Below are 23,649 nucleotides of genomic sequence, written 5' to 3'. Positions count from 1 at the left end.
CGGGAAAAGCAGGATATGTCCCACACCCCACGACCGGAAAGCGTTGATAGACTGGCCTGCAACAAGGAGCAGCGCTTGATCCTCCGAGTCCCCCGAGCCCCCGCCTCGTGCATCGCGCATGTGCTTGCCGCCGTCGTCGCGGCGGCCGCATTGAGCGCCTGCGATCCCAAGCCCTCATCGCCGCCCGCGCCGAAGGCCGGTGTCGCGGAAGGCCCGACGGCGGCGGGCGGCGGCCCGCCATCGGCCAGCTACCCGGCAGGCATCAGGCCCGCGCCTTCGGGTGACCAGGTCGCCTCGACCTCCAGCAATCCGGCCCACAAGGGCCCGTCCGAAGGCGGCGCCGCGATCGGCGGCCTCAGCGCGGGCCAGGGCGGCGGCGCCTCGGCCAGCGGCGGCACGCCGGCGCCCACGCCAGGCGACGGCGCCACCCCTGCGGCCGCAGCACCGGCATCACCCGCCAGATAGCCGCGTTCACCCAACAACAAGACAACAACAAGAAGCGTCCTGCCCATTTCCCGACCACAAGAACGAGCACGATGACCATCCCACACAAAACGATCGCACGGCCGGAGGTTCAGTCATGGACATGAACCGACGGCACTTCTTCCGCGTCAGCGGCGCCGGCCTGGTCGGCTCCAGCCTCGTCGCGCTCGGCTTCTCGCCGACCGCCGCCTTGGCCGAGACGCGCAACTTCAAGCTCTCGCGCACGGTCGAGACGCGCAACACCTGCCCCTACTGCTCGGTCGGCTGCGGGCTCATCATGTACAGCCTCGGCGACAACGCCAAGAACGTGGTGCCCGCGATCCTCCACATCGAGGGCGACCCCGACCATCCGGTGAATCGCGGCACCCTGTGCCCCAAGGGCGCCGGGCTGCTCGACTTCGTGCACAGCGACAACCGCCTCAAGTACCCCGAGGTGCGCGAGGCCGGCAGCACCGAATGGAAGCGAATCAGCTGGGACAGCGCCCTCGACCGCATCGCCAAGCTGCTCAAGGAAGACCGCGACGCCAACTTCCAGCCCACCAACGCCGACGGCCGCGTGGTCAACCGCTGGACCAGCACCGGCATGCTGTGCGCGTCGGCTTCGTCGAACGAGACCGGCTACATCACCCACAAGGCATTCCGATCGCTCGGGATGCTGGTATTCGACAACCAGGCTCGCGTCTGACACGGACCTACGGTGGCCAGTCTGGCCCCGACGTTCGGCCGCGGAGCGATGACCAACCACTGGCAGGACATCCAGAACGCGGATGTCGTGCTGATCATGGGCGGCAATGCCGCGGAGGCGCATCCCTGCGGCTTCAAGTGGGTCATCGAGGCCAAGAAGCAGAACAAGGCACGGCTGGTGGTGGTCGATCCGCGCTTCACGCGGTCGGCCGCGGTGGCCGACTACTACGCGCCCGTGCGCGCCGGGTCGGACATCGCCTTCCTGTCGGGAGTGCTCAACTACCTCCTGTCGAACGACCGGATCCAGACCGAGTACGTGCGCAACTACACCAATGCGACGTTCATCGTCGGGCCCGACTACAAGTTCGAGGACGGCCTGTTCAGCGGCTACAACGCAGACAAGCGCAACTATGACCCCAAGTCCTGGGGCTATGCGCTCGACGAGCAGGGTTTCGCCAAGGTCGACATGAGCATGCAGGACCCGCAGTGCGTGCTGCAGGTCATGAAGCGCCACTACGCGCGCTACACGCCCGAACTCGTGAGCCGCATCACGGGCACCCCGCAGGACAAGTTCCTCAAGGTCTGCGAATACATCGCGAGCACCAGCGTGCCGACGCGCACCATGACCGTGATGTACGCGCTGGGCTGGACGCAGCACAGCCAGGGTTCGCAGATGATCCGCACCGCGGCCATCATGCAACTGCTGCTCGGCAACATCGGCGTGCCGGGCGGGGGCATGAACGCGCTGCGCGGCCACAGCAACATCCAGGGCCTGACCGACCTGGGTCTGCTGTCGAACTCGCTGCCGGGCTATCTCTCGCTCGCGCGCGACGGCGAGCAGACGCTCGACGACTACTACAAGACGCGCGCGCTGAAGCCGCTGCGGCCGAACCAGATGAGCTTCTGGCAGAACTACCCGAAGTTCTTCGTCAGCCTGCAGAAGGCCTGGTGGGGCGACGCCGCCAAGCCCGAGAACGACTGGGCCTTCCATTACCTGCCCAAGATCGACAAGCTCTACGACGTGCTGCAGGCCTTCGAGCTCATGAACAAGGGTGCGCTGAACGGCTACATCTGCCAGGGCTTCAACCCGGTGGGATCATTCCCGGACAAGAAGAAGATCGTCGATGGCCTGTCGAAGCTCAAGTTCCTGGTCACCATCGATCCGCTGATGACCGAGACCAGCGAGTTCTGGCGCAACTTCGGCGCCCTCAACGACGTCAAGACGAAGGACATCCAGACCACCGTGTTCCGGCTACCCTCGACCTGCTTCGCCGAGGAGGAGGGCTCGCTCACCAACTCCAGCCGCTGGCTGCAGTGGCACTGGAAGGGCGCCCAGCCGCCGGGCGAGGCGATGCCCGACATCGACATCGTCGCCGGCCTGTTCTCGCGGCTGCGCGCGGCCTATGCGAAGGACGGCGGCGCCTACCCCGATCCGATCGTCAACCTGACCTGGCCCTACAAGATTCCGCACTCGCCCTCCGCCCAGGAGCTCGCGATGGAATACAACGGCCGCGCGCTGACCGACCTGCTCGATCCCAAGGACCCGGCCAAGGTGCTGGCCAGGGGCGGCGAGCAGCTGCCGGGCTTCGGCCTGCTGCGCGACGACGGCAGCACCGCGAGCGGATGCTGGATCTACGCGGGATCCTGGACGCAGGCCGGCAACCAGATGGCGCGGCGCGACAACGCCGATCCCTACGGCATCGGCCAGGCGCTCAACTGGAGCTGGGCCTGGCCTGCCAACCGCCGCATCCTCTACAACGGAGCGTCGGTCGACCCCAAGACCGGCCAGCCGTGGATTCCGCGGCGCACGCTGGTGCGCTGGAACGGCAAGGCCTGGAGCGGCGCCGACGTGCCCGACATCCGTCCCGATGCCAACCCGATGGATGCCGAGGCCGTGCGGCCCTTCATCATGACGGCCGAAGGCGTGGCGCGGCTGTTCGCGCCCACCGGCATGGCCGAGGGCCCGCTGCCCGAGCACTACGAGCCTTTCGAGTCGCCGCTGGTCAACAACCTCATGCATCCGAAGAGCGAAGTGGCGCGCGCCAATCCGGCTGCGCGCATCTTCAAGGGCGACCTCGAGCGCCTCGGCGTGCCCAAGGACTTCCCGTACGTGGCGACCAGCTACCGCCTTACCGAGCACTTCCACTACTGGACCAAGAACGTGCTGACCTCGGCCGTCATCCAGCCGCAGCAGTTCGTCGAGATCGGCGAGGAGCTGGCGAAGGAAAAGGGCATCGCCAACGGCGAGTGGGTGAAGGTCAGCAGCAAGCGCGGCTTCATCAAGGCCGTGGCACTGGTGAGCAAGCGCATCCCGGCGCTGCAGGTGGACGGCCGCACGGTGCATACCGTGGGCCTGCCCAACCACTGGGGCTTCGTCGGCGTCGCCAAGCCGGGCTATCTGGTGAACACGCTGACACCCTTCGTGGGCGACGCCAACACGCAGACGCCGGAATACAAGTCGTTCACCGTCAATATCGAAAAGGCCTGAAATGTCATCCCTTCAGACCCTCGACATCACTGCCCGCTCGGCCACCACCACGCCTTCGCCCGACATCCGGCACCGCCCCGCGGTGAAGGAGATCGCCAAGCTGATCGACGTCACGACCTGCATCGGCTGCAAGGCCTGCCAGGTGGCGTGCATGCAGTGGAACGACCTGCGCGACGAGGTCGGCACCAACACCGGCAGCTACAACAACCCGAACGACCTGACGCCCGACTCCTGGACCGTGATGCGCTTCGCCGAGGTCGAGCCCGAGCCGAACAAGCTCGAATGGCTGATCCGCAAGGACGGCTGCATGCACTGCGAGGACCCGGGCTGCCTCAAGGCCTGCCCGGCGCCGGGCGCGATCGTCAAGTACGCCAACGGCATCGTCGACTTCATCAGCGAGCATTGCGTGGGCTGCGGCAACTGCGTCACCGGTTGCCCCTTCGACGTGCCGCGCATCAGCAAGGCCGACAACAAGGCCTACAAGTGCTCGCTGTGCTCGGACCGCGTGGGCGTCGGCCTCGAGCCGGCCTGCGTCAAGGCCTGCCCCACCGGCGCGATCCACTTCGGCACCAAGGATGCGATGCACGAGTACGCGGCCGAACGCATCGTCGATCTCAAGGACCGCGGCTTCGCCAATGCCGGCGTCTACGATCCGCCCGGCGTCGGCGGCACCCACGTGATGTACGTGCTGCAGCATGCCGACCGGCCCGAGCTCTACAGCGGACTGCGCAGCGATCCGCAGATCAGCCCGCTGGTCTCGCTCTGGAAGGGCGCGGCCAAGCCGCTGGCGCTGTTCGCGATGGCCGCCGCGGTGGTCGGCGGCTTCTTCCACTACATGAAGGTCGGCCCAATCGCCCCCAAGGACAAGCGTGGCCTCGACGGGGACGAGACCGACGCGGTGGTGATCGAGGCGCCGCCGCCGGCCGGGACGGTTGCACCGGTGGACCCGCAGACCGGCAAGCCGACAGGGAGCCAGCCATGACGATCCGCTACCTGCGTCGCTACCGCGACGGCACGCGCATGAACCACTGGTTCGTGGCGCTGATGTTCTTCGCCGCCGCGCTCTCGGGGCTGGCCTTCTTCCACCCCAGCCTGTTCTTCCTGAGCACGCTGTTCGGCGGCGGCCAGTGGGCGCGCATCCTGCATCCGTTCATGGGTCTGCTCATGGTGCTGGGCTTTGCCTTCCTGTTCTTCACGATGTGGCGCGACAACCTCATGAACGCCGCCGACCGCGACTGGATCCGGCATGCACCGAAGATGCTTCAGGGAGACAAGGGCGCGATGCCCGCGGTGGGCAAGTACAACGCGGGCCAGAAGCTGGTGTTCTGGGCCTTCGGCATCAGCCTGCTGCTGCTGCTGGTCACCGGCTTCATGTTCTGGAGCCCGTGGTTCGTCGACTTCTTCCCGATCCTGCTGCGGCGCATCGCGGTGCTGGTGCATGCGGTCGCGGCCGTGGTGCTGATCCTCTCGGTCATCGTGCACGTCTATGCGGCGATCTGGGTCAAGGGCACGCTGCGCGCGATGACGCGCGGCACGGTCACCGAACCGTGGGCCGAGCTCAATCACCCGTTGTGGCACCGCAAGATGACGCGGCGTGAATAATCTCTCCTCGATGACCGAACCCTCCGCCACGCCCATCGTTCGCAACGTCCGCGTCCTCAGCGCCGAAGAGATCGCCATGCAGGCCGGGCGGCAGATGCCGTTCGTGAACCTGCCGCTGCGCGCCGGCCTGTTCGCCGACCGCCAGCTGCGGCTGCGCCAGCTCGCTGCCGCGCATCCGATGCGCGAATACCTGCTGTTCATCGCCGATCTCGGCTCGGCGCAGCACGAGGTCTTCCAAACCTATCCCGAAGTCGACCTGCCCGATGCTGCCGCCTGCGAGCTGGCCGGCCGCGCCCTGCAGCCGCCGATGCCGGCCTTCGGCTGGCCGCGCGATGCCGCATGGCGCGCCGAGCTGCGACGGCTGCTCGCGCTGTTCCGCGGCCGGCTCGCCGCAGGCACGGCGCGCGAGACGGTCGACCGGCTTCTCGCCTGCCCCGACGACTGGATCGAGCAGCAGGCCGATCGCCTGTCGCGCCGCATCACGCTCGGACTCGACCTCGCGACTGCGCCGCTGATCGCCGCCGGCCTGCAGCTCTACTGGGCGCAGCTCGCGATCCGCCTTGCGGAGACCCATGGCGAACGCGTCTTCGGCCACACCGAACCCGCCACGCAGTGCCCCTGCTGCGGCAGCCTGCCGACCGCCAGCCTCACGCGCATCGGCGCCGACGATTCGGGCTTTCGGTACCTGCACTGCTCGCTGTGCAGCCTGCAGTGGCACTACGTGCGCATCAAGTGCACGCATTGCGAGAGCACCAAGGGCATCCACCTGCAGGAGCTCGCACCCGAGCCCGGCGTCGCGTTGCCCGCCACCGGCGCACGGCCCGGTGCGGTCAAGGCCGAATGCTGCGACACCTGCGGCCACTACCTCAAGCTGGTGTCGATGGAGAAGGACCCGCAGGTGGAGCCCGTGGCGGACGACCTCGCGAGCGTGGCGCTCGACCTGCTCGTGTCGGAAGCCGGCTTCGAGCGCAGCGGCCACAACCTGATGCTGCTGTTCGGCGACCCCGAGGGAGCACCCGACGACGACGGCGGGGGCGGCTGATGGCCGCGCCCGAAGAGTCCGTGGTCCACGGCTCGAAGGCAAGGCCCCAGGATCTGCCCTCGATCGACAAGCTGCTGCGCCGACCCGCAGCCATCGCCCTGCTGGCCGAGCACGGCCATACGCTGGTGGTCGCCGAGGCGCGCGCGCTGCTCGAACGGTTGCGCGCCGACGCGGTCGCAGGTCGGCTCGCGGCCGACTCGCTGCAGCCCGCGGCGCTCGACGATGCGCTGGCGGCGGCGGTGCGGGCCAGGCTGGCGCCGCGCATGCGCGCGGTGTTCAACCTCACGGGCACCGTGATCCACACCAACCTCGGCCGAGCGCTGCTGGCCGACGCCGCGCTGCAGCACCTGCTGGCCGTGATGAGCGCGCCCAACAACCTCGAGTACGACCTGGCATCGGGCCGTCGCGGCGACCGCGACTCGATCGTCGAAGAGCTGCTGTGCACGCTCACGGGCGCCGAGGCCGCGACCCTGGTCAACAACAACGCGGCGGCCGTGCTTCTCACCGTGGCTGCGCTCGCGCGCGATCGCGAGGTGATCGTCTCGCGCGGCGAACTGGTCGAGATCGGCGGCGCCTTTCGGATGCCCGACGTGATGGCCAGCGCCGGCGCGCACATGGTCGAGGTCGGAACCACCAACCGCACGCATCCCGCCGACTACGAGCGCGCCTTCACGGCGAACACCGCGCTCGTGATGAAGGTGCACACCAGCAACTACGCGGTGCAGGGCTTCACGGCCGCGGTCGACGAAAAGACGCTGGCCGGGATCGCCCATGCGCGCGGCGTGCCGCTCGCGACCGACCTCGGCAGCGGCTCGCTGGTCGACCTCGCGCACCACGGCCTGCCACGCGAGCCACTGCCGCAGGAGATGCTGGCCGCGGGCTGCGACATCGTCACCTTCTCTGGCGACAAGCTGCTCGGCGGGCCGCAGGCCGGCCTGATCGTCGGCAGCAGGGAGGCCGTCGGGCGCATCCGCAAGTTTCCGATGAAACGCGCGCTGCGCATGAGCAAGCTCCCGCTGGCGGCCCTCGAGGCCACGCTGATGCTCTACCTGCGCCCCGAGCGGCTGGCGCAGGACCTGCCCACGCTGCGGCTGCTCACACGCCCGGTGGACCAGATCCAGGCACTCGCGGTGGCGCTTCGGCCTGCGCTGGCCGTGGCCGTGGCGCCTCGCTTCGCAGTCGAGACGGTCGAGCTGCTCGGCCAGATCGGCTCGGGTTCGCTGCCGGTCGAACGCCTGCCATCGGCCGGCCTGGCACTGGCGCCTGCGGGCACCGCGAGCAAGGGCATCGGCACCGCGCTCGACGCGCTCGCGAACGCGCTGCGCGCGCTGCCATTGCCCGTGATCGGCCGCATCGCCGACGACCGCCTGCTGCTCGATCTGCGCTGCCTCGAGGACGAGGCCGCCTTCGCGGCGCAGCTGCCGCGCCTTGCCGAGCTGCTTCGATGATCGTCGGCACCGCGGGCCACATCGACCACGGCAAGAGCACGCTGGTGCGCGCGCTCACGGGCGTCGACACCGACCGCCTGCCCGAGGAGAAGCGCCGCGGCATCTCGATCGAGCTTGGCTACGCCTATCTGCACGAAGCCGAGGGCATCTCGCTGGGCTTCGTCGACGTGCCGGGCCATGAGCGGCTGCTGCACACCATGCTGGCCGGCGCCACCGGCATCGACCATGCACTGCTGGTGGTGGCCGCCGACGACGGCGTCATGCCGCAGACGCGCGAGCACCTGGCCGTGGTCGCGCTGCTGGGCCTCGCGCGCGGCACGGTCGCGATCACCAAGATCGATCGCATCGACCCGACGCTGCGCGACGCGCGGCTGGCCGAGGTGCGCGCCGAGATCGCTGCGCTGTTGGCACCGACGCCGCTGGCGGCGCCGGTGTTCGCACTCTCGGCCAGCACGGGCGAAGGCCTCGAGGCATTGCGTGCCCATCTGCTCGAGGCCGCGCACGAGGTCAGGGAGCGCGACGACACAGTGGCCTTCCGGCTGGCGGTCGACCGTGCCTTCACGCTGGCCGGCGTCGGCACGGTCGTGACCGGCACCGTGATCGGCGGCAGCGTCGCCATCGGCGACGAACTGCGTATCGCGCCGGGCGAACACCGGGCGCGCGTGCGCGGCATCCATGCGCAGAACCTCGCAGCCGAGCGTGCGAGCGCAGGCCAGCGCTGCGCGCTCGCGCTGGCCGGTGTCGCCAAGGACGAGGTGCATCGCGGCGACTGGGCCTGCGACGCACGGGTGGCGTTGGCTTCCACGCGCATCGACGTCCGGATCACGCTTTGGTCCGGCGAGACGCAGGCATTGCGATCGGGCACGCCGGTGCATGTGCATCTGGGCGCGCGCGATGCGATGGCTTCGGTGGCGCTGCTCGACTGCGACGTGCTCGAGCCCGGAGACAGCGCGCTGGCCCAGCTGGTGCTGCGAGAGCCGGTCGCCGCCTGGCACGGCGACCGCGGCGTGCTGCGCGATGCCTCGGCGAGCCGGACCATGGCCGGCGTTCGCGTGCTCGACCCTTTCGCACCTACCCGATACCGGCGCACGCCGGAGCGCCTTCAGGCGCTGGCCGCGATGGCGCTCGACGATCGAGCCGCCATCGTTGCCGCGTTGCTGGACCATGCGCCGCTGGGCATCGACACACGCGCCCTGGCCCGCGCTTTCGCGCTGCCCGATGCGGCCGACCTTCGGTTGCCCGAAGGAACCGTTCGGTGTGGCGACTGCGCGATCGCGCCCGGGCATCTCGCCGCCCTGCAGCAGTTGCTGCTCGAACGGCTCGCGGAGTTCCACCGGAGCTGGCCCGACGAGGTCGGCCCCGATGCGCGCCGGCTGCGACGGCTTGCAGCACCGCGCGCGAACGACGCGCTGTGGCGCCACACGCTCGAATCGCTGGTGGCGCAGGGCACCCTGATCCGCAGTGGGACCTGGCTGCATCTGCCGGCCCATGCGGCGCGCCTCGGCGAAGCCGAGCAGCGCCTGGCCCAGAAGCTGTTGCCGCGACTGGCCGATGGCGCCTTCGAACCGCCGTGGGTGCGCGACCTCGCCAGGGACTGCGGTGCCACCGAAGGCGTGGTGCGCCAGACGCTCGCGAGCCTCGCGCGACGCGGCGAGGTCTTCCAGGTCGTGAAGGATCTGTACTATCCGCTCGCGACGGTCGAGCGATTGGCCGCGATCGCACGCGAGAGCCAGGCGCTCGCGGCCGGCCTGCAGGCAGCGAGCTTCCGTGACGCGACCGGTCTGGGCCGCAAGCGCGCCATCCAGTTGCTCGAGTTCTTCGATCGCATCGGCTACACACGCCGCATCAAGGACCAGCACCTGCTGCGACCCGACACCGCGCTTTTCGAGTCACGGGAAGCGCATGGCGCGCAGGGGCCATGACGAACGAGTTCGAGGAGGGGAATCGTCCCTGGTGGGACGGCCGGGCTTCAAACCCGGTGGGTGGCGCCACGCGTCGCCGGGAGGGTTCGACTCCCTCTCCCTTCCGCCCTATGCTGATGTCTTTTGTCGGAACGGAACATCGATGTCGCACACACTTGCCCAGCTGATGGCCGAAACCCTGAAGGCCGCGGGGGTCTCCAGGGTCTACGGCGTCGTCGGCGATTCGCTCAACGGCTTCACCGATGCACTGAGCCGCATGGACGACATCGAATGGCTGCACGTGCGCCACGAGGAGACCGCCGCCTTCGCCGCGGGCGCCGAGGCCCACCTGACCGGCAGGCTCGCGGTGTGCGCGGGCAGCTGCGGACCCGGCAACCTGCACCTGATCAACGGCCTGTTCGACTGCCAGCGAAGCCGCGTGCCGGTGCTCGCGATCGCCGCGCACATTCCGAGCGCCGAGATCGGAAGCTTCTACTTCCAGGCCACCCATCCCGAAGTGCTGTTTGCCGAATGCAGCAACTATGTCGAGCTGGTGTCGAATGCCGATCACCTGCCGCGCATTCTCGAGAAGGCATTGCGCATCGCCGTGGCCACCAGCGGCGTGGCCGTGGTGGTCATTCCGGGCGACATCGCGCTGCTGCCGACGCAGGCCCGGGCGCCCGCCTGGCTCGCACCGCAGGCGCCGATCACGCTGCCCCGCGAGAGCGAACTCGAGACCCTGGCCGCGCTGATCAACGGCGCCGATCGCATCACGCTGATGTGCGGTGCCGGCTGCGCCGGCGCCCACAACACGCTGCTGGAGCTCGCAGGCAGGCTCAAGGCGCCGATCGTCCATTCGCTGCGCGGCAAGGAACATGTCGAGTACGACAACCCCTTCGACGTCGGCATGACCGGACTGATCGGCTTCGCGTCGGGCTACCACGCCATGAAGGAGTGCGACCTGCTGCTGCTGCTCGGAACGGACTTCCCCTACCGGCAGTTCTATCCCGAGGACGCGAAGGTGGCGCAGATCGACCTTCGCGCCGAGAGCCTCGGCAACCGGCGCCGACTCGACCTGGGCCTGATCGGCGACGTCGGCGTCACGCTGCAGGCCCTGATGCCGCTGCTCGACGCCAAGACCGACGGCAGCTTCCTCGACGGCGCCCTGCGCCACTACCGGAAGGCGCGCGCGGATCTCGACCAGCTCGCCGAAGGCCAGCCTGGGGACGGGCAGATCCATCCCCAATACTGCGCGCGCCTCATCAGCGAGCTGGCGGACGACGACGCGGTCTTCACCTGCGACGTCGGCACGCAGACCGTCTGGGCGGCGCGCTACCTGCGCATGAACGGCAGGCGTCGCCTGATCGGCTCGTTCAACCACGGCTCGATGGCCAACGCGATGATGCAGGCGATCGGCGCGCAGTCGGTCGACAAGCGCCGGCAGGTGATCTCGATGTCGGGCGACGGCGGCTTCACGATGATGATGGGCGACCTGATCAGCCTCACGCAGCTGGGCCTGCCGGTGAAGGTGGTGGTGCTCAACAACGGCACGCTGGGCTTCGTCGAGATGGAAATGAAGGCCACCGGCTTCCTGGACAACGGCGTCGATCTTCAGAATCCGAATTTCGCCGCCATGGCCGAGGCCATGGGCATCCGCGGCTTCCGGGTCGAGAACCCGGCCGAACTCGAAGGCGCCCTGCGAGCCGCCTTCGCGCACGACGGCCCGGCCCTGGTCGACGTCGTGAGCGCGCGCCAGGAACTCGTGATGCCGCCCAAGGCAACCGCCGAACAGGCTGCGCACTTCAGCCTCTACATGCTCAAGGCCGTGATGGACGGGCGGGCGGGCGAGCTGATCGACCTGGCGCGCACCAACCTGCGGCTCTGACCAGCGGTTGTGGCGCCGGCGTATTCGGTGCACCTCGCCAAAGCCCAATGGCAGACAGGCAGAATGGGCCATGAAAGCACCCCCCAGACTGCAGGCGCTCATCGATGAAGGACTGATCGACAGCGTGGTTCGCCAGCTCATGAGCGGCAAGGAAGCGATGGTCTACGTCGTGCGCTGCGGGGACGAGACGCGCTGCGCCAAGATCTACAAGGAAGCCAACCAGCGCAGTTTCCGCCAGGCCGTCGACTACACCGAGAACCGCAAGGTCAAGAACACGCGCCTGCAGCGTGCGATGGCCAAGGGCACCAAATTCGGCCGGCAGGCCACCGAAGCAGCCTGGCAGAGTGCCGAGGTCGATGCGCTCTACAGGCTGGCGGCGGCGGGCGTGCGAGTGCCGGTGCCCTACAACTTCGTCGAGGGCGTGCTGCTGATGGAACTGGTCACCGACGCCCACGGCGATGCGGCACCGCGCCTCAACGACGTGGTGTTCACGCCCGAGGACGCGCGGCTGCATCACGCGACGCTGCTGGATGAAGTGGTTCGCATGCTGTGCGCGGGCGTGGTGCACGGCGACCTTTCCGAGTTCAACGTGCTGCTGGCCGCCGACGGCCCCGTGATCATCGACCTGCCGCAGGCGGTCGATGCCGCGGGCAACAACCATGCGCGGCGGATGCTGCTGCGCGACGTGGCGAATCTCGCGGACTTCTTCGGACGGGTCGCGCCCGAACTGCTGTCCACCCGCTACGGCGAGGAGATCTGGAACCTCTACGAACGCGGCGAGCTGCAGCCCGGCTCGGCGCTGACCGGACGCTTCGCGCGTCCGACCGGCCCCGTCGATCTGGGCGGCGTGCTGCGCGAGGTGGACGACGCGCGCGCCGAAGAGGCCGCCCGGCTGGTGCGCATGGCGGCCCGCTGACGCCGGCTTCCTTCATCCCTTCATCCCTTCATATTGCCCCCATGGAAACGCGTTTCACCCCATCCGGTGTCCGCATGCGTCGCCACTCCGCCCGGCCCGGCGCCCTGAACTGGCTGCTGCTGCCCGGGGGGCCCGGCATCGGCTCGGAGTCCCTGCACGAACTGGCCGATGCCCTGGACGTGCCGGGCAGCGTCTGGCTGGTCGATCTGCCCGGCGACGGATCGAACCCGGCATCCGGTTCGCCCTTCGCGAAGTGGCCTCACGTGCTGATCGAAGCGGCCCAGGCGGTCGCCGATCCGGTCTGCGTGGGTCACTCCACCGGCGGCATGTACCTGCTCGACACGCCGGCACTGCGCGAGCATGTCAGGGGCATCGCGCTGGTCGACACCGCGCCCAATTGCTCCTGGCATCCGGCCTATCTCGCCATGACCAGGGCCGACCCGCTGCCCGCCTTCGATGCGGCGGTGGCTGCCTACACCGCCGATCCGACGGTGGAGAACCTCACCGCCCTCGTGCTGGCCTCCGCACCCTGGAACTTCACGCCCGCCGGCCTGGAAAAGGGCCGCGCCATGCTGGCCCGCATGCCCTACAACCGCGAGGCCATCGAGTGGTCCGACGCCAACTTCGACCACACGTACAAGGCGCGCTGGTGGCCCGAGGTTCCGGTACTGCGCCTGTGGGGCGAGGCCGACCGCATCGTGAGCCAGGCGGCCTGGGCCACCCCCGCGTTCGACACGCCGAACGTGCTGGCCCGAAGCATCCCGGACGCGGGGCATTTCCCCTGGATCGAGAACCCGCAGGCGGTCGCACGGGCCTTCAGGGAATTCGCAGACCGCCTGGCTCCCTGAGCCCCGGTCCCTGCCCGGGGCAGGAAGCCGGGCTCGAGGGGTTACATTGCAAGCCGGGTCGAATGCGATCCCCTCGGGCCGGCAATGGCCGGTTCGTCACCTCATGGCCTCAGGGCACTTCAAGGCAACACATGAAAAAAGCTCTCATCGCATTCAAGGGCATCGCCGCCGTCGCGCTCCTCGCGCTGGCCGCGGGTTGCGCGACCGGAAACCGTGGCAATGACGAGACCGCGGTTGCCGCCGGCTTCAAGATCATCACGCCCACCACGGCCGATCAGAAGGCGCTCTTCGCCAGGCTGCCGAAGAACAAGGTGACGCCGGTCCAGTACCGGGGCGTCACCTACTTCGTGATGCCCGATTCATCGAACGGCCTGGCCTACGTGGGCAACTCGGCGCAGTACTCGGTCTACCAGGAGATGCGCCTCCAGAAGCGGATGAGCAACGAGGAACTGCAAGCCGCGCAGCTCGACCAGATGGACCAGGTGGACTGGGGCGCCTGGGGCGGCGCAGACGCGGCCTTCGTCGGCGGCTTCGCCCGCTAGCAGTCAACCGGCCCCGGCGCCCGGGGCATAGAGCACGCCCCTGGGCGCGCGGCACAGGCCCCACAGCCGCACCCCGTCGAGCAGGGCCACGCGCACGCCCATCGCGGTCGGTGCCGAGATCGTGGCCATCGCGGCGATGCCGAGCCGCGCGCACTTGCGCACCAGCTCATGGCTGCCCCGGCTCGACATCAGCACGAAGCCCGGCGCAGCCAACAGGTCGGCACGCGCGAGGCGGCCGAGCAGCTTGTCGAGTGCGTTGTGACGGCCCACGTCCTCGAGCACCGCCAGCAGCCGGCCTTCGAGGTCGGCCCAGCCGGCCGCATGGATGGAGCCCGCTTCCCGGTTCAGCGCCTGCTGCGCCGGCAGGGCGGCGAAGGCGCGCAGCACGGTGGGCAGATCGACCCGCGCGATCCAGTCGCGCGGCGCCACCGGCTGCGCCGACAGGTCGAGCGCCGCGAAGCTCTCGACGCCGCAGATGCCGCAGCCCGTGCGTCCTGCCATGCTGCGCCGCCGGCCCTTAAGACGCTCGAAGCTGCGGGTCGAGATCTCGAGCCGCACCTCGATGCCGGGCATGCCCTCCGGCAGGCCGGCGGCCCTGGCGTCGATTGCCTCGACCTCGATGCCGCGGCAGTCCTCGGCACGATCGAGGATGCCTTCGCTGAGCGCGAAGCCGAGCGCGAAATCCTCCAGGTCGCGCGGCGTCGCCATCATCACGGCATGCGAGATGCCGTTGAAGACCAGCGCCACCGGCACCTCGGCAGCGAGCGTGTCGCTGCGCACCGTTCCTGCGGGCGGTGCCCCTTCCTGCCCATGCACCTGCACCTGCAGGCGCTCGAGCGCGGAGATCGAAAGGCCGGGATCGGCGGCGTCAGGGGTATCAGGCGAGCGCATGGCCCGCACCTTAGCCCAAACCATGCGCATGCGCATGCGCATGCGCATGCGCCGAGCAGCTTCGCGCCTTGCGGCCGCTGCGCGCGCTCAGCGCCGGCAGATGCCCAGTACCACTTCCTGCTCGGCGCAGGCGCGGCGCGGCGTCGCGTCGGAGGCCTGCGCCACCGGCGGGCGGCCCGCGATGCAGCTGCGCAGGGCCTTCTCGGTGGGTGCGAAGTAGCGCCAGCCCTGACCCAGCGGCGGCAGCTCCATGCGCACCTGCTTCCACTTGGGATGGCCGCTGGCCTGCAGCTTGTCGAAGTTGGCGCACAGCGAATCGGTGAAGCGCGTCAGGTTGTAGACGGTCGACTGGAGGCCGTAGTCGTAGGTCACGAGGTAGGCCTTGACGGTCAGCGTGGGCACGTCGTTGGTCAGCCACGAGGCATAGCTGCCGGCCCGGATGGTGGCCGGGAAGTAGGTCTTCTTCGCACGCTCGGTCTCCGGCGCGGCGGGGTCGAGCTTGAGCAGCTTGATGTACTTGCGCGCCTCGGGCTTCATCTCCGAGAACAGCTTGGCGGGCTGGCCTGCGACGATGATTGCGACGTCGATGCTCTTGTCGACCGTGAGCTTCGACAGCGCTTCCTCGTTGGTCAGGTACTGCGTGTTCTCCACCGGCAGGGGTTCATCGAACATCAGCTGGTAGGCGGTGCGCGAAGTCAGGGCGGTGCCGCTGCCCAGCGGACCGACACCGATCTTCTTGCCCTTGATCTCGTGGATCGAATTGAGCGGCGAGTCGGCGCGGACCACGAAATTGATCTCCTCGTCGTAGAGCGGCATGATCAGCCGCAGCGGGCGGATGATGTTGCCCGCGTCGGCATTGCCGGCCTTGGCCTGGTCGAGGAAGGCCTGGTAGACGTCGGACTGCACCAGCGCGAGCTTGACGCCGGGCTCGAAGCGCATGCGCTGGATGTTCTCGGCCGACCCCTTCGACTCCAGCACCTCGAGATCGAAGCCGGCCGGATCGGCCACGAACTTGGCCAGGTCGCGGCCGATCTCGATGTAGGTGCCGGTCTTGGACGCGGTCACGATCTTGTATTGCGCGCGGCCCGGGGCCGGCGCCGCAGCGACCGCGCCCGCAAGGACGGCCAGGCTCAGCGAGGCCAGCAGGGATCTGATCGTGGTGGGCATGCGGGCTCCTCGTGACTGGCGTGGCCTCAGGGCGGGGGTGTGGCTTCGCGCGGCGGCTGCGCGGGCGCTGCCTTCGGGCAGAGGGACAGCGCCGACAGCGCCTCGCTGCAGGGAGGCTCCGCGGCGCCGGCGGCGGCCGCAGGCGCGGGCGCGGGCGCGGGCACAGCCGGAGGCTCCTGCATGCGGGCCGGCGGCGCTTCGGCCGGCCTGCTTGCCGGCGTTGCCTGCGGCGGCGCGGGTGCGACGACGCCGGAGGTCGCGCTGGCGGCCAGCGCCTCTTCCCTCTGGTCGAGTTCTTCGCGCAGCTTCTGCACGCCGACATCGTCCGCGTGCTCGGCGTCGAGCGCATCGAGCAGGCGTTCGGCGGCGGGCAGGTCCCCCCGCTTGAGCGCCGCGCGAACCTGGACCATGCCGGCCTTGAACTCGCGCAGCCGGCCGAACTCGTTCTGCTTGTCGAAATAGAAATGATCGACTACCAGGGCCAGCGCCACGACCCCGAACGCGACCGCGAGGCTCACCAGCAGCGCAGGGACGCGCCGGGTCCAGCGCGACGGGCCCGCGGCGTCGTTGGCCTCCTTCTGCCACTGCGGCATGCCGGCGCCCGGCAGAACCGCCGCATCCAGCAGCGCCAGGCCGCCGGCGGAGGTCGCGGGATCGTTCTTCGGCGCCTCCACCTCTTCGGCGGGCGGCAGCGTGTCGGACGCATCGAGGTTGACGTCGAGGTCCACCTCGCCCGGCTTCGGCGGCTCGGGCTCAGGCAGCCAGGGTTCCTGGTCCCAGCCGCAGACCGCGCAGTAGCGCTCCCCGCCCTTCAAGGGCGAGAAGCACTTCACGCATTGCACGTCGTATGAATCCAATGGCGCCGAGCTCGACATGATCTCCAGGCCCCCTCGCTGCTGCCATCAAACCATGACGGAACGCGTCAATGTGTTTCAAGTTGAAAACCAAGGCATTACTTTTAGGGCGGCGCGACCAGGCGGTCCGCGGCGAGGACCCGGTGTCGAGGGATTGGACGGACTCAGCGCGCCTGGATCTTCTCCATCTCGGCCCGATAGGTCTTCACCACGGCCGGGTCGTAGGTTGCGGCGAACTTGTCCGCCACCGGCTTGGTGAGCTCGCGCATCTTCGCCAGCGTGGCGGGCGGCACGTCGTTGATCAGCATGCCCTTGGTCTCGAGCTCCTTGCGCGCGATGGCTGCGGCGTCGCGGCTGAACTTGCGCTCGTAGGCACCGGCCTCGACGGCGGCTTCCTGCAGGATCTTCTGTTCATCCGGCGAGAGCTTGTCCCAGACCTTCTTGCTGATCACGACCGGGTTGGCGGTGTACACGTGGTTGGTCACGCTCAGGTACTTCTGCACCTCGTTGAACTTGCTGGTCAGCACCACGCTGAACGGATTCTCCTGGGCGTCCATGGCCTTGGATTCGAGCGCGCCGTAGAGCTCGGGGAAAGGCATCGGAACCGGGTTGGTTCCCAGTGCAGCGAAGCTCTCGATGAACATCGGGTTCGGGATCACGCGCAGCTTGAGGCCCTTCAGGTCTTCCACGTTGACGATCGGCTTCTTGCTGTTCGTGAAGTTGCGAAAGCCGGTCTCCCAGAACGCGAGGCCGACCAGGCCCTTCTCCGGCAGGCGGGCCATCAGCTGCTGGCCGAAGGGGCCCGCGAGCACGGTGTCGACGTCCGAGGCCTTGCTGAACGAGAACGGGATGTCGAGCAGCGTGAACTCCTTCACCACGCCGCCCATCACGGTCGCGGACGGAAGCGTGATGTCCTGCACGCCGCCCTGCACCGCGCTGAGCTGCTGCTGCTCGCCGCCGACGCTGCCGCCGCCGAGCTCCTGCACCTTGATCTTGCCGCCGCTCTTGGCGGCGACGATCTCGGCGAACTTCTGCGTGCCGACCGCGATCGGGTGGCCGGGCTGCACGACATGGCCGAAGCGGATGGTGCGCTCCTGAACCTGCGCGGAAGCACAGGCGCAGGCGGCAGCCAGCGCGACGAGGGTGATGACACTGCGAAGCTTCATGGGACAGTCTCCTGGGTTTCAATGAAGCGGCCGGCGAGGGCCGCGGGTTCGGGAACTCTTGGCGATGACCTTCAGGCGATGTCCGCCGGCGTGGCCGAGAAGGCGACGCCGTAGCTGCCTGCGACGTGGCCGGGCGCCACGCCGTGGGCCGCCAGCGTGGACGCGCACAGTTCGGTCTCGGCCAGCGCCTCCAAGGCGCCGAGGTCATAGCCGCAGGCGATGAAGACCCAGTCCGCGAAGCTGTCGTTCGAGCCGCGGATCTTCTGTTCGGTGGTGGCGGCGATCGGCGGCGCCGCATGCCGCAGCAGGTGGGCGCCGACCAGGCCCGGTCGCTGTGCCAGCGCTGCGATGCGGGCGCGAAAGAAGGCGCGCACCTCGTCGTCGCGGCCGGCCGCCGGCGACAGGCGCAGCGTCAGCGCATGGCCTGCCACGCCACCGCCGCCCGACTCGAGCACGCGACATTGGCTGCGCACCATGTTCCGGTGCTCCGGCATGAGCCGCGTCGACCAGGGCGTGGGCGCATTGAGGCGTTCGAGGTAGCCCGGCGAGGCGAGCACGTCGTAGTTCTCGAGCTCGTACATCACGAACATGCCTTCGCCGGGCGAGGCGCTGCGCCAGCGCGTGCCGCGGCGAAAGCCCGGGATCGCGAGCCGCTCCGGAAAGTGCTCGTGCGCGTGCCAGTCCTCGAAATCGGACCGCACCTCGGCAGAGATGTCCCACCACATGGCCAGCGCGGCCGCACCGAGCAGGGCCATCAGGCACCCGCCCGAACGGGAATGCCCGCGGCCACACCGACCCGGCGAAGCGGCTTGATGCTTGTCCTTCTCATGCTTTCGTGTCTCCTGGCTGCGGCACCGGATGCCGCGCGGTGGCGCATATTGCCAAAGAGTTGAACGTCGTTCAACTTTTTTATATCATTCAACTTTTGAATGGCCGAGCGCCCTGGAGAGTCCACTTGAGCGGTTCCCTCGAAAAGTCCCTGGCCATCCTCGAATACCTCACGGCCTACCCCGACGGCGCCAGCCTCGGCCAGATCGCCACCGAACTGAACCAGCTGCGCAGCGGCTGCCACCGCACGCTGCAGGAACTGATGCGCTTCGGCTACGTGCGCCAGATGCCCCAGCGCAGCGACTACGCGCTCACCACGCGCATGGCCTCGATGGGGCTGAGCTTCCTGAGCAAGTCGGGCGTGGTCGACATTGCCCAGCCCGTGCTCGCCCGCCTCGCGCAGGCCACCGAGGAGCTGGTGCGGCTCGCGATCGTCGACGGCGAACGCCTCACGCTGGTCGCCAAGGCGCAGGGCGCCCGCTCCGGCCTCATGTACGACCCGGACATGGGCATCGACCTGCGGCTGTCCTGCAGCGCGGCCGGGCAGGCCTGGCTCATGACGCTGCCCGAGGACGAGGCGATCGAGTACGTGAGCCGCCAGGGCCTGGGCGACGCGCGCGACTACGGGCCCAACGCGCCCGCCAGCATCAAGGCACTGCTCAAGGTGCTGGCCGAGCACCGCAAGCGGCGCTTCAGCATCATCCAGGATGCCTATGCGCTCGGCATGAGTTCCATGGCGGCGCCGGTCAAGCGGCCCGACGGCCCGGCCACCGGCGTGATCGTCATCGCCGGGCCGAGCGCACGGCTCACGAGCAAGCGCATGACGCAGTTCAGCCAGTCGCTGCTCGACGCGGCCGAGGAGCTCGCGGTGTCGGGCAACGCGTCGCCGCTGCTCAAGGCGGCCAACGTCGGCACCTGGGGCAACCTCGCGGACCGACCGGCGCGCGTCAAGCCGGGCGGCGTCCGATGAACACGGCAGGCGCGGTCCGCTGCGTACTGCCAGGACAGGACCTGCTCGGCGAGACGCCGCTGTGGTGCACGCACACGCAGTCGCTGCTGTGGCTCGACATCGACGGCGGCCGACTGCAGCGCTTTCATCCGGCCTCGGGCCGGCACGACGTCTTCGGCTTCGAAGGCCGCTACCTCGGCTCGCTGGCGCTGATGCACGAGCCGGGTCGCGTGCTGATCGGCATCGACCTGGCGTTGCACGTGTTCGATTTCGCCACCGGCGCCACCACGCTGCTGTGCCAGGTGGAAGACCCGGCCATCGACAACCGCCTCAACGACGGCCGCTGCGATGCCCGCGGCCGCTTCTGGGTCGGCACCATGGACAACCAGCTGCACCGCCCGAACGGCGGCTTCTACCGCATCGACGCCGAAGGCAGCGTGCAGCGGCAGTTCGGCGACGTCATCGTGTCCAACACCGTGGCCTTCTCGCCTGGGCACGACACGCTGTACTTCTCCGACACGCGGCGCTTCGTCACCTGGCGCTTCGACTTCGATGACGCCGCGGGCACCCTCGGCGAACGACGCGTCTTCGTCGACCACGCCGCGAGCCGCGAACGGCCCGACGGCGCCTGCGTCGATTCGCAGGGCTTCGTCTGGAACGCGATCTTCGGCGCCGGCAAGGTGGTCCGCTACACGCCCGAGGGCAAGGTGGATCGCGTGGTCGAGGTACCGGCCCGCAACGTCAGCTGCGTCTGCCTGGGCGGCCCGGAACTCAGGACGCTCTACATCACGACCGCGCGCAAATTCCTCGATCGCCGCGCGCTGCGCGAGCAGCCGCTGGCCGGATCGCTGCTCGCGCTCGATGTCGAGGTGGCGGGCATCGAAGAATGCCGCTTCGGATCGCCCGCCATTGCCTGAAGAACACGACGAAGGATCGACCATCATGAGCAACAAGACAGTGAACTGGGGCGTGCTGGGTGCCGCCGCGATCGCCACCGGCCGCACCATGCCGGCCATGCGCGAAGCGCCGAGCGCGACCCTGCTGGGCCTTGCCTCGCGCGACGCCGCCAAGGGCCGCGCGACCGCCGAGACGCTCGGCATCCCGCGCGTCTATCCGAGCTACGAGGCGCTGCTGGCCGATGCCGACATCGACGCGGTCTACGTGCCGCTGCCGAACCAGCTGCACTTCGAGTGGTCGGTGCGTGCCATGGAGGCCGGCAAGCACGTGCTGTGCGAGAAGCCCCTGTGCCTCAGCGCAGCGCAGGTGCAGCAGCTTTGCGAGGTGCGCGACCGCACGGGCCGCCACATCGAGGAAGGCTTCGGCTTTCGCAACCACCCGCAGTGGACGAAGTTCGCCGAGCTGATGGCCGCGGGCGCCATCGGCCCGGTGCGCGCGGCCCACACCACGCTGGCCAAGCAGTTCCTCGATCCGGCCGACGTGCGCAACGATCCGGATGCCGGCGGCGGCGCGGCCTACGACCTGGGCTCCTACGCCATCAGCGGCTGCAACCTGGTCTTCGGCCGCCCGCCCCTGCGCGTGGTGGCGGCGATGGAGCGCGATCCGGCCTTCGGCATCGACCGCCTCACGAGCGCGCTGCTCGACTACGGCGACGCGCATGCGACGCTGACGGTGGCCACCCAGGCCGGCACCGCGGGCTGGGGGTCGCACCAGCAGCTCTCGGTGATGGGTGCCGATGGCTGGATGCGCTTCGACTTCCCCTATGCGCACGGCCGCCCCACCCCTTCGCGCATCGAGCTCGGCGACGCCACCTCCGTCGGCTGGCTGCCGACGCAGCGCTTCGAATTCGAGCCGGTGAACCAGTACGCGCTGCAGATCGAGCGCTTCTCGCGCCTGCTGCTCGGCGAGCCGATGCCGAGCTGGCCGATCGAGGATGCGCTGGGCACGCTGCGCACCATCGAGGCGCTGTTCGCGTCAGCGCGCAGCGGCGGCTGGGAAGCCCTCTAGCCGCAACCTGTTAACACGAGGCGGCTAAGCTGTCCCTCCTCCATCCACTCCCACTTGAAGGCCGGACCATGCCCCCTCGCCTGACTGCCCAGGATTTCGACCAGGAACTGCTCATACTCTTCGACGCCTACGTGCACGGCAACCTGGACCGCCGCGGTTTCCTCGCGCAGGCCCAGAAGTTCGCGAAGGCCGGCGTCACGGCGGCCGGGCTGCTGGCGGCGTTGAGCCCCAATTTCGCGGTAGGCCAGCAGGTGGCGCCCGGCGACCCGAAGCTCAAGGCCGAACGCGTGAGCTTCCCCTCGCCCGAGGGCAGCGGCACGGTGCGCGGCTACCTCGCGCGCCCGGTGGCCGCCGGCAACCAGCGGCTGCCCGCGGTGCTGGTGGCGCACGAGAACCGCGGGCTCAATCCGCACATCGAGGACATCACGCGCCGCCTCGCGCTCGACGGCTTCATGGCCTTCGCGCCCGACGCGCTGTCGCCGCTGGGCGGCTACCCAGGCGATGAAGAAAAGGCTCGAGAGGCCTTTGCCAAGCTCGACCAGGCCAAGACGCAGCAGGATTTCCTGGCCGCCGCGGCATGGCTGCGGACGCGGCCCGATGCCACCGGCAAGCTCGGCGTCGTGGGCTTCTGCTGGGGCGGCGGCATCGCCCACCTGCTCGCCACGCGGCTGCCCGACCTGAATGCGGCCGTGCCCTTCTACGGCAACACGCCGGCGCCCGCCGAAGCCGCGAAGGTCAAGGCGCCGCTGCTGGTCCAGCGCGCCGCGGTCGACGAACGCATCAATGCCGCCTGGCCGGCCTACGAGGCAGCGCTCAAGGCGGCCGGCGTTCGTTTCACGGACTTCCAGTATCCGGACACGCAGCACGGCTTCAACAACGACACGACACCGCGCTACGACGCGGCCGCGGCGAAGCTGGCTTGGGGCCGCACGGTGGACTTCCTCCGGGAGCAGCTCGGCGGCCCGGCCTGATCGCCCACAGGCAGGCGGCCATCACCGGCCTCGCGCATGCCGCGAGCGCCGGCGCCGCCAGATCACGAGCCCGTAGACGAGGGCGTTGAAGAGCAGCACGCCGACGCCGAGCGCGAACTGCACCGGCCGCGTCAGGCCTTCGGGGTAGATCAGCGCGGTCAGGTAGTGCTCGACGAAGCCGCCGCCGTAGCCGGCCTCGCCGGCACGGCGGCGCAGCGCATTCTCCAGTGGCGTGAGCGGGCAGATCCAGCCGACCGACACCACCCATCCGGCCCAGGCCGCGGCCGGCAGATGCAGCCATGCGAGCCGGGGCCAGCGCCAGGCGGCCAGGCCGCCGAACACCGCGAACAGGATGAAGAGCCCGTGCAGCACGAGCACTGCGTCGGCGATCAGGCGATGGACGACTTCCATCCGGGCACGCGGCGCTCAGCCCATCAGCGTGCCGCGCAGCTCCGACACCGGCAGGTGCCGGGTGCGCAGCCGCAGCGCGGCTTCGCTTTCGCCCGCGCGCAGGCGCGCGATCAGGGCCTCGGGATCGAACTCGACGCCGATCGGGTTGAGCTCGAAGTCCGGTCCGTGCATGAACGCATTGGCGGCGTCGTTGCTGTCGTAGCTGTCGGCCTGGAACTCCATCTGGTTGCCGTCGGGGTCGGCGTAGTAGAGCGACACGGTGATGCCGTGATGGATGCACCAGTACGGCAGCACGTCCTTCGCCTTCAGCTCGAGGTACTTGTCGAGCAGCTCGGTGAGCGAACGGTAGCCATAGGCCACGTGGTCGACCCCCGGCGCGCCGCGCGGCACCTTCTCCTGCGACTCGCCCTTGACGATGCCGAGGTTGAGCAGCGCGATGCGGTGATGCTCCTCGTCGTAGGTCACGAAGGCGATCACGGGGCTCTGGTACTGCACCCTGGCGTCGAACACCTTCACGTACCAGTCCAGCATCTCGTCGAAGCGATAGCTCCGGTAGACGATGTGGGCGAATGTCTTCGGGCGGATCGTGGCGGTCATGCGGCCTCCTT

22 protein-coding genes and 1 tRNA gene are annotated in these 23,649 nt (G+C 69.1%); 16 read left to right on the top strand and 7 right to left on the bottom strand.

Features of this window, described 5'->3' with window-relative positions; translation table 11 throughout:
* Positions 1 to 75: 75 nt before the first annotated feature.
* The 12 genes from QTH87_RS19410 to QTH87_RS19355 all read left to right on the top strand — a co-directional run bounded on the left by QTH87_RS19410 (position 76) and on the right by QTH87_RS19355 (position 13,839).
* Entirely contained in the window at positions 76 to 465 is a 390-nt protein-coding gene (locus tag QTH87_RS19410) for a hypothetical protein (RefSeq protein ID WP_286611613.1), read from the top strand.
* A gap of 115 nt (positions 466 to 580) precedes the next feature.
* Positions 581 to 3,655: a formate dehydrogenase-N subunit alpha gene (gene fdnG, locus QTH87_RS19405; RefSeq protein WP_286611612.1), complete on the top strand. Its 3,075-nt coding sequence runs from the start codon at positions 581 to 583 to the stop codon at positions 3,653 to 3,655.
* 1 nt (position 3,656) lies between these two features.
* Positions 3,657 to 4,637: a formate dehydrogenase subunit beta gene (gene fdxH, locus QTH87_RS19400; RefSeq protein WP_286611611.1), complete on the top strand. Its 981-nt coding sequence runs from the start codon at positions 3,657 to 3,659 to the stop codon at positions 4,635 to 4,637.
* Positions 4,634 to 5,257 carry a formate dehydrogenase subunit gamma gene (locus QTH87_RS19395; protein WP_286611610.1) on the top strand — a complete coding sequence of 208 codons (624 nt, stop codon included), beginning with the start codon at positions 4,634 to 4,636 and terminating at the stop codon, positions 5,255 to 5,257. Before fdxH ends, QTH87_RS19395 begins: the two co-directional genes overlap by 4 nt.
* Before the next feature lie 10 nt (positions 5,258 to 5,267).
* Positions 5,268 to 6,299: a formate dehydrogenase accessory protein FdhE gene (gene fdhE, locus QTH87_RS19390; protein ID WP_286611609.1), complete on the top strand. Its 1,032-nt coding sequence runs from the start codon at positions 5,268 to 5,270 to the stop codon at positions 6,297 to 6,299.
* On the top strand, positions 6,299 to 7,747 hold the full coding sequence (gene selA, locus QTH87_RS19385) for an L-seryl-tRNA(Sec) selenium transferase (RefSeq protein WP_286611608.1): 1,449 nt from the start codon (positions 6,299 to 6,301) through the stop codon (positions 7,745 to 7,747). Before fdhE ends, selA begins: the two co-directional genes overlap by 1 nt.
* Positions 7,744 to 9,669, top strand: a complete 1,926-nt coding sequence (selB, locus tag QTH87_RS19380; RefSeq protein ID WP_286611606.1) for a selenocysteine-specific translation elongation factor — start codon at positions 7,744 to 7,746, stop codon at positions 9,667 to 9,669. Before selA ends, selB begins: the two co-directional genes overlap by 4 nt.
* A gap of 13 nt (positions 9,670 to 9,682) precedes the next feature.
* Positions 9,683 to 9,775, top strand: a tRNA-Sec gene (locus tag QTH87_RS19375).
* A 36-nt stretch (positions 9,776 to 9,811) separates the two neighbouring features.
* Positions 9,812 to 11,533, top strand: coding sequence for a ubiquinone-dependent pyruvate dehydrogenase (gene poxB / locus QTH87_RS19370; RefSeq protein ID WP_286611605.1), 1,722 nt, complete (start codon positions 9,812 to 9,814; stop codon positions 11,531 to 11,533).
* Positions 11,534 to 11,603: 70 nt separating this feature from the next.
* Positions 11,604 to 12,449, top strand: coding sequence for a PA4780 family RIO1-like protein kinase (locus tag QTH87_RS19365; RefSeq protein WP_286611604.1), 846 nt, complete (start codon positions 11,604 to 11,606; stop codon positions 12,447 to 12,449).
* A gap of 74 nt (positions 12,450 to 12,523) precedes the next feature.
* Positions 12,524 to 13,297, top strand: a complete 774-nt coding sequence (locus QTH87_RS19360) for an alpha/beta fold hydrolase (protein ID WP_286611603.1) — start codon at positions 12,524 to 12,526, stop codon at positions 13,295 to 13,297.
* A gap of 131 nt (positions 13,298 to 13,428) precedes the next feature.
* On the top strand, positions 13,429 to 13,839 hold the full coding sequence (locus QTH87_RS19355) for a hypothetical protein (RefSeq protein ID WP_286611602.1): 411 nt from the start codon (positions 13,429 to 13,431) through the stop codon (positions 13,837 to 13,839).
* A gap of 3 nt (positions 13,840 to 13,842) precedes the next feature.
* On the opposite strand, the gene fdhD is transcribed toward QTH87_RS19355, so the two are convergent.
* From fdhD to QTH87_RS19330, 5 genes are all read right to left on the bottom strand, one after another.
* Complete coding sequence (gene fdhD, locus QTH87_RS19350) at positions 13,843 to 14,730, bottom strand: formate dehydrogenase accessory sulfurtransferase FdhD (RefSeq protein ID WP_286611601.1); 888 nt, start codon at positions 14,728 to 14,730, stop codon at positions 13,843 to 13,845.
* Between the two features lie 87 nt (positions 14,731 to 14,817).
* Positions 14,818 to 15,897, bottom strand: coding sequence for a TAXI family TRAP transporter solute-binding subunit (locus tag QTH87_RS19345; RefSeq protein ID WP_286611600.1), 1,080 nt, complete (start codon positions 15,895 to 15,897; stop codon positions 14,818 to 14,820).
* A 26-nt stretch (positions 15,898 to 15,923) separates the two neighbouring features.
* The gene (locus QTH87_RS19340) at positions 15,924 to 16,754 is read right to left on the bottom strand and encodes a hypothetical protein (protein WP_286611599.1); all 831 of its coding nucleotides are present in this window, start codon (positions 16,752 to 16,754) and stop codon (positions 15,924 to 15,926) included.
* A gap of 161 nt (positions 16,755 to 16,915) precedes the next feature.
* Positions 16,916 to 17,917 (bottom strand): TRAP transporter substrate-binding protein, encoded by a 1,002-nt coding sequence (locus tag QTH87_RS19335; protein ID WP_286611598.1) that lies wholly within the window; start codon positions 17,915 to 17,917, stop codon positions 16,916 to 16,918.
* Positions 17,918 to 17,988: 71 nt separating this feature from the next.
* The gene (locus QTH87_RS19330; protein ID WP_286611597.1) at positions 17,989 to 18,672 is read right to left on the bottom strand and encodes a hypothetical protein; all 684 of its coding nucleotides are present in this window, start codon (positions 18,670 to 18,672) and stop codon (positions 17,989 to 17,991) included.
* Between the two features lie 200 nt (positions 18,673 to 18,872).
* Between QTH87_RS19330 and QTH87_RS19325 the strand changes: the two genes are divergently transcribed.
* The 4 genes from QTH87_RS19325 (at position 18,873) to QTH87_RS19310 (ending at position 22,630) form a co-directional block, all read left to right on the top strand.
* On the top strand, positions 18,873 to 19,715 hold the full coding sequence (locus tag QTH87_RS19325; protein ID WP_286611596.1) for an IclR family transcriptional regulator: 843 nt from the start codon (positions 18,873 to 18,875) through the stop codon (positions 19,713 to 19,715).
* Entirely contained in the window at positions 19,712 to 20,611 is a 900-nt protein-coding gene (locus QTH87_RS19320; protein WP_286611595.1) for an SMP-30/gluconolactonase/LRE family protein, read from the top strand. The genes QTH87_RS19325 and QTH87_RS19320 overlap by 4 nt, the downstream gene beginning before the upstream one ends.
* 25 nt (positions 20,612 to 20,636) lie before the next feature.
* Positions 20,637 to 21,659 carry a Gfo/Idh/MocA family protein gene (locus tag QTH87_RS19315; protein ID WP_286611594.1) on the top strand — a complete coding sequence of 341 codons (1,023 nt, stop codon included), beginning with the start codon at positions 20,637 to 20,639 and terminating at the stop codon, positions 21,657 to 21,659.
* A 68-nt stretch (positions 21,660 to 21,727) separates the two neighbouring features.
* Positions 21,728 to 22,630 (top strand): dienelactone hydrolase family protein, encoded by a 903-nt coding sequence (locus QTH87_RS19310; RefSeq protein WP_286611592.1) that lies wholly within the window; start codon positions 21,728 to 21,730, stop codon positions 22,628 to 22,630.
* A gap of 21 nt (positions 22,631 to 22,651) precedes the next feature.
* Here the strand turns inward: QTH87_RS19310 and QTH87_RS19305 are convergent, their stop codons facing one another.
* Complete coding sequence (locus QTH87_RS19305; RefSeq protein ID WP_286611591.1) at positions 22,652 to 23,041, bottom strand: DUF2784 domain-containing protein; 390 nt, start codon at positions 23,039 to 23,041, stop codon at positions 22,652 to 22,654.
* A gap of 15 nt (positions 23,042 to 23,056) precedes the next feature.
* Positions 23,057 to 23,638: a VOC family protein gene (locus QTH87_RS19300; RefSeq protein ID WP_286611590.1), complete on the bottom strand. Its 582-nt coding sequence runs from the start codon at positions 23,636 to 23,638 to the stop codon at positions 23,057 to 23,059.
* Positions 23,639 to 23,649: the final 11 nt, after the last annotated feature.

This window comes from Variovorax jilinensis (genome assembly GCF_030316885.1).
Taxonomy (GTDB): Bacteria; Pseudomonadota; Gammaproteobacteria; order Burkholderiales; family Burkholderiaceae_C; genus Variovorax; species Variovorax jilinensis.
Note: the sequence above shows the minus strand (reverse complement) of the source record. Positions and strands in the feature narration are given on the sequence as shown.

Bases quoted from the DNA above. Each gene is read 5' to 3' on its own strand.
- fdxH (WP_286611611.1), top strand. From the start codon at position 3,657: ATGTCATCCCTTCAGACCCTCGACATCACTGCCCGCTCGGCCACCACC.
- QTH87_RS19395 (WP_286611610.1), top strand. From the start codon at position 4,634: ATGACGATCCGCTACCTGCGTCGCTACCGCGACGGCACGCGCATGAAC.
- fdhE (WP_286611609.1), top strand. From the start codon at position 5,268: ATGACCGAACCCTCCGCCACGCCCATCGTTCGCAACGTCCGCGTCCTC.
- selA (WP_286611608.1), top strand. From the start codon at position 6,299: ATGGCCGCGCCCGAAGAGTCCGTGGTCCACGGCTCGAAGGCAAGGCCC.
- selB (WP_286611606.1), top strand. From the start codon at position 7,744: ATGATCGTCGGCACCGCGGGCCACATCGACCACGGCAAGAGCACGCTG.
- poxB (WP_286611605.1), top strand. From the start codon at position 9,812: ATGTCGCACACACTTGCCCAGCTGATGGCCGAAACCCTGAAGGCCGCG.
- QTH87_RS19365 (WP_286611604.1), top strand. From the start codon at position 11,604: ATGAAAGCACCCCCCAGACTGCAGGCGCTCATCGATGAAGGACTGATC.
- QTH87_RS19360 (WP_286611603.1), top strand. From the start codon at position 12,524: ATGCGTCGCCACTCCGCCCGGCCCGGCGCCCTGAACTGGCTGCTGCTG.
- QTH87_RS19355 (WP_286611602.1), top strand. From the start codon at position 13,429: ATGAAAAAAGCTCTCATCGCATTCAAGGGCATCGCCGCCGTCGCGCTC.
- fdhD (WP_286611601.1), bottom strand. From the start codon at position 14,730: ATGCGCTCGCCTGATACCCCTGACGCCGCCGATCCCGGCCTTTCGATC.
- QTH87_RS19345 (WP_286611600.1), bottom strand. From the start codon at position 15,897: ATGCCCACCACGATCAGATCCCTGCTGGCCTCGCTGAGCCTGGCCGTC.
- QTH87_RS19335 (WP_286611598.1), bottom strand. From the start codon at position 17,917: ATGAAGCTTCGCAGTGTCATCACCCTCGTCGCGCTGGCTGCCGCCTGC.
- QTH87_RS19330 (WP_286611597.1), bottom strand. From the start codon at position 18,672: ATGGCCCTGCTCGGTGCGGCCGCGCTGGCCATGTGGTGGGACATCTCT.
- QTH87_RS19320 (WP_286611595.1), top strand. From the start codon at position 19,712: ATGAACACGGCAGGCGCGGTCCGCTGCGTACTGCCAGGACAGGACCTG.
- QTH87_RS19315 (WP_286611594.1), top strand. From the start codon at position 20,637: ATGAGCAACAAGACAGTGAACTGGGGCGTGCTGGGTGCCGCCGCGATC.
- QTH87_RS19310 (WP_286611592.1), top strand. From the start codon at position 21,728: ATGCCCCCTCGCCTGACTGCCCAGGATTTCGACCAGGAACTGCTCATA.
- QTH87_RS19305 (WP_286611591.1), bottom strand. From the start codon at position 23,041: ATGGAAGTCGTCCATCGCCTGATCGCCGACGCAGTGCTCGTGCTGCAC.
- QTH87_RS19300 (WP_286611590.1), bottom strand. From the start codon at position 23,638: ATGACCGCCACGATCCGCCCGAAGACATTCGCCCACATCGTCTACCGG.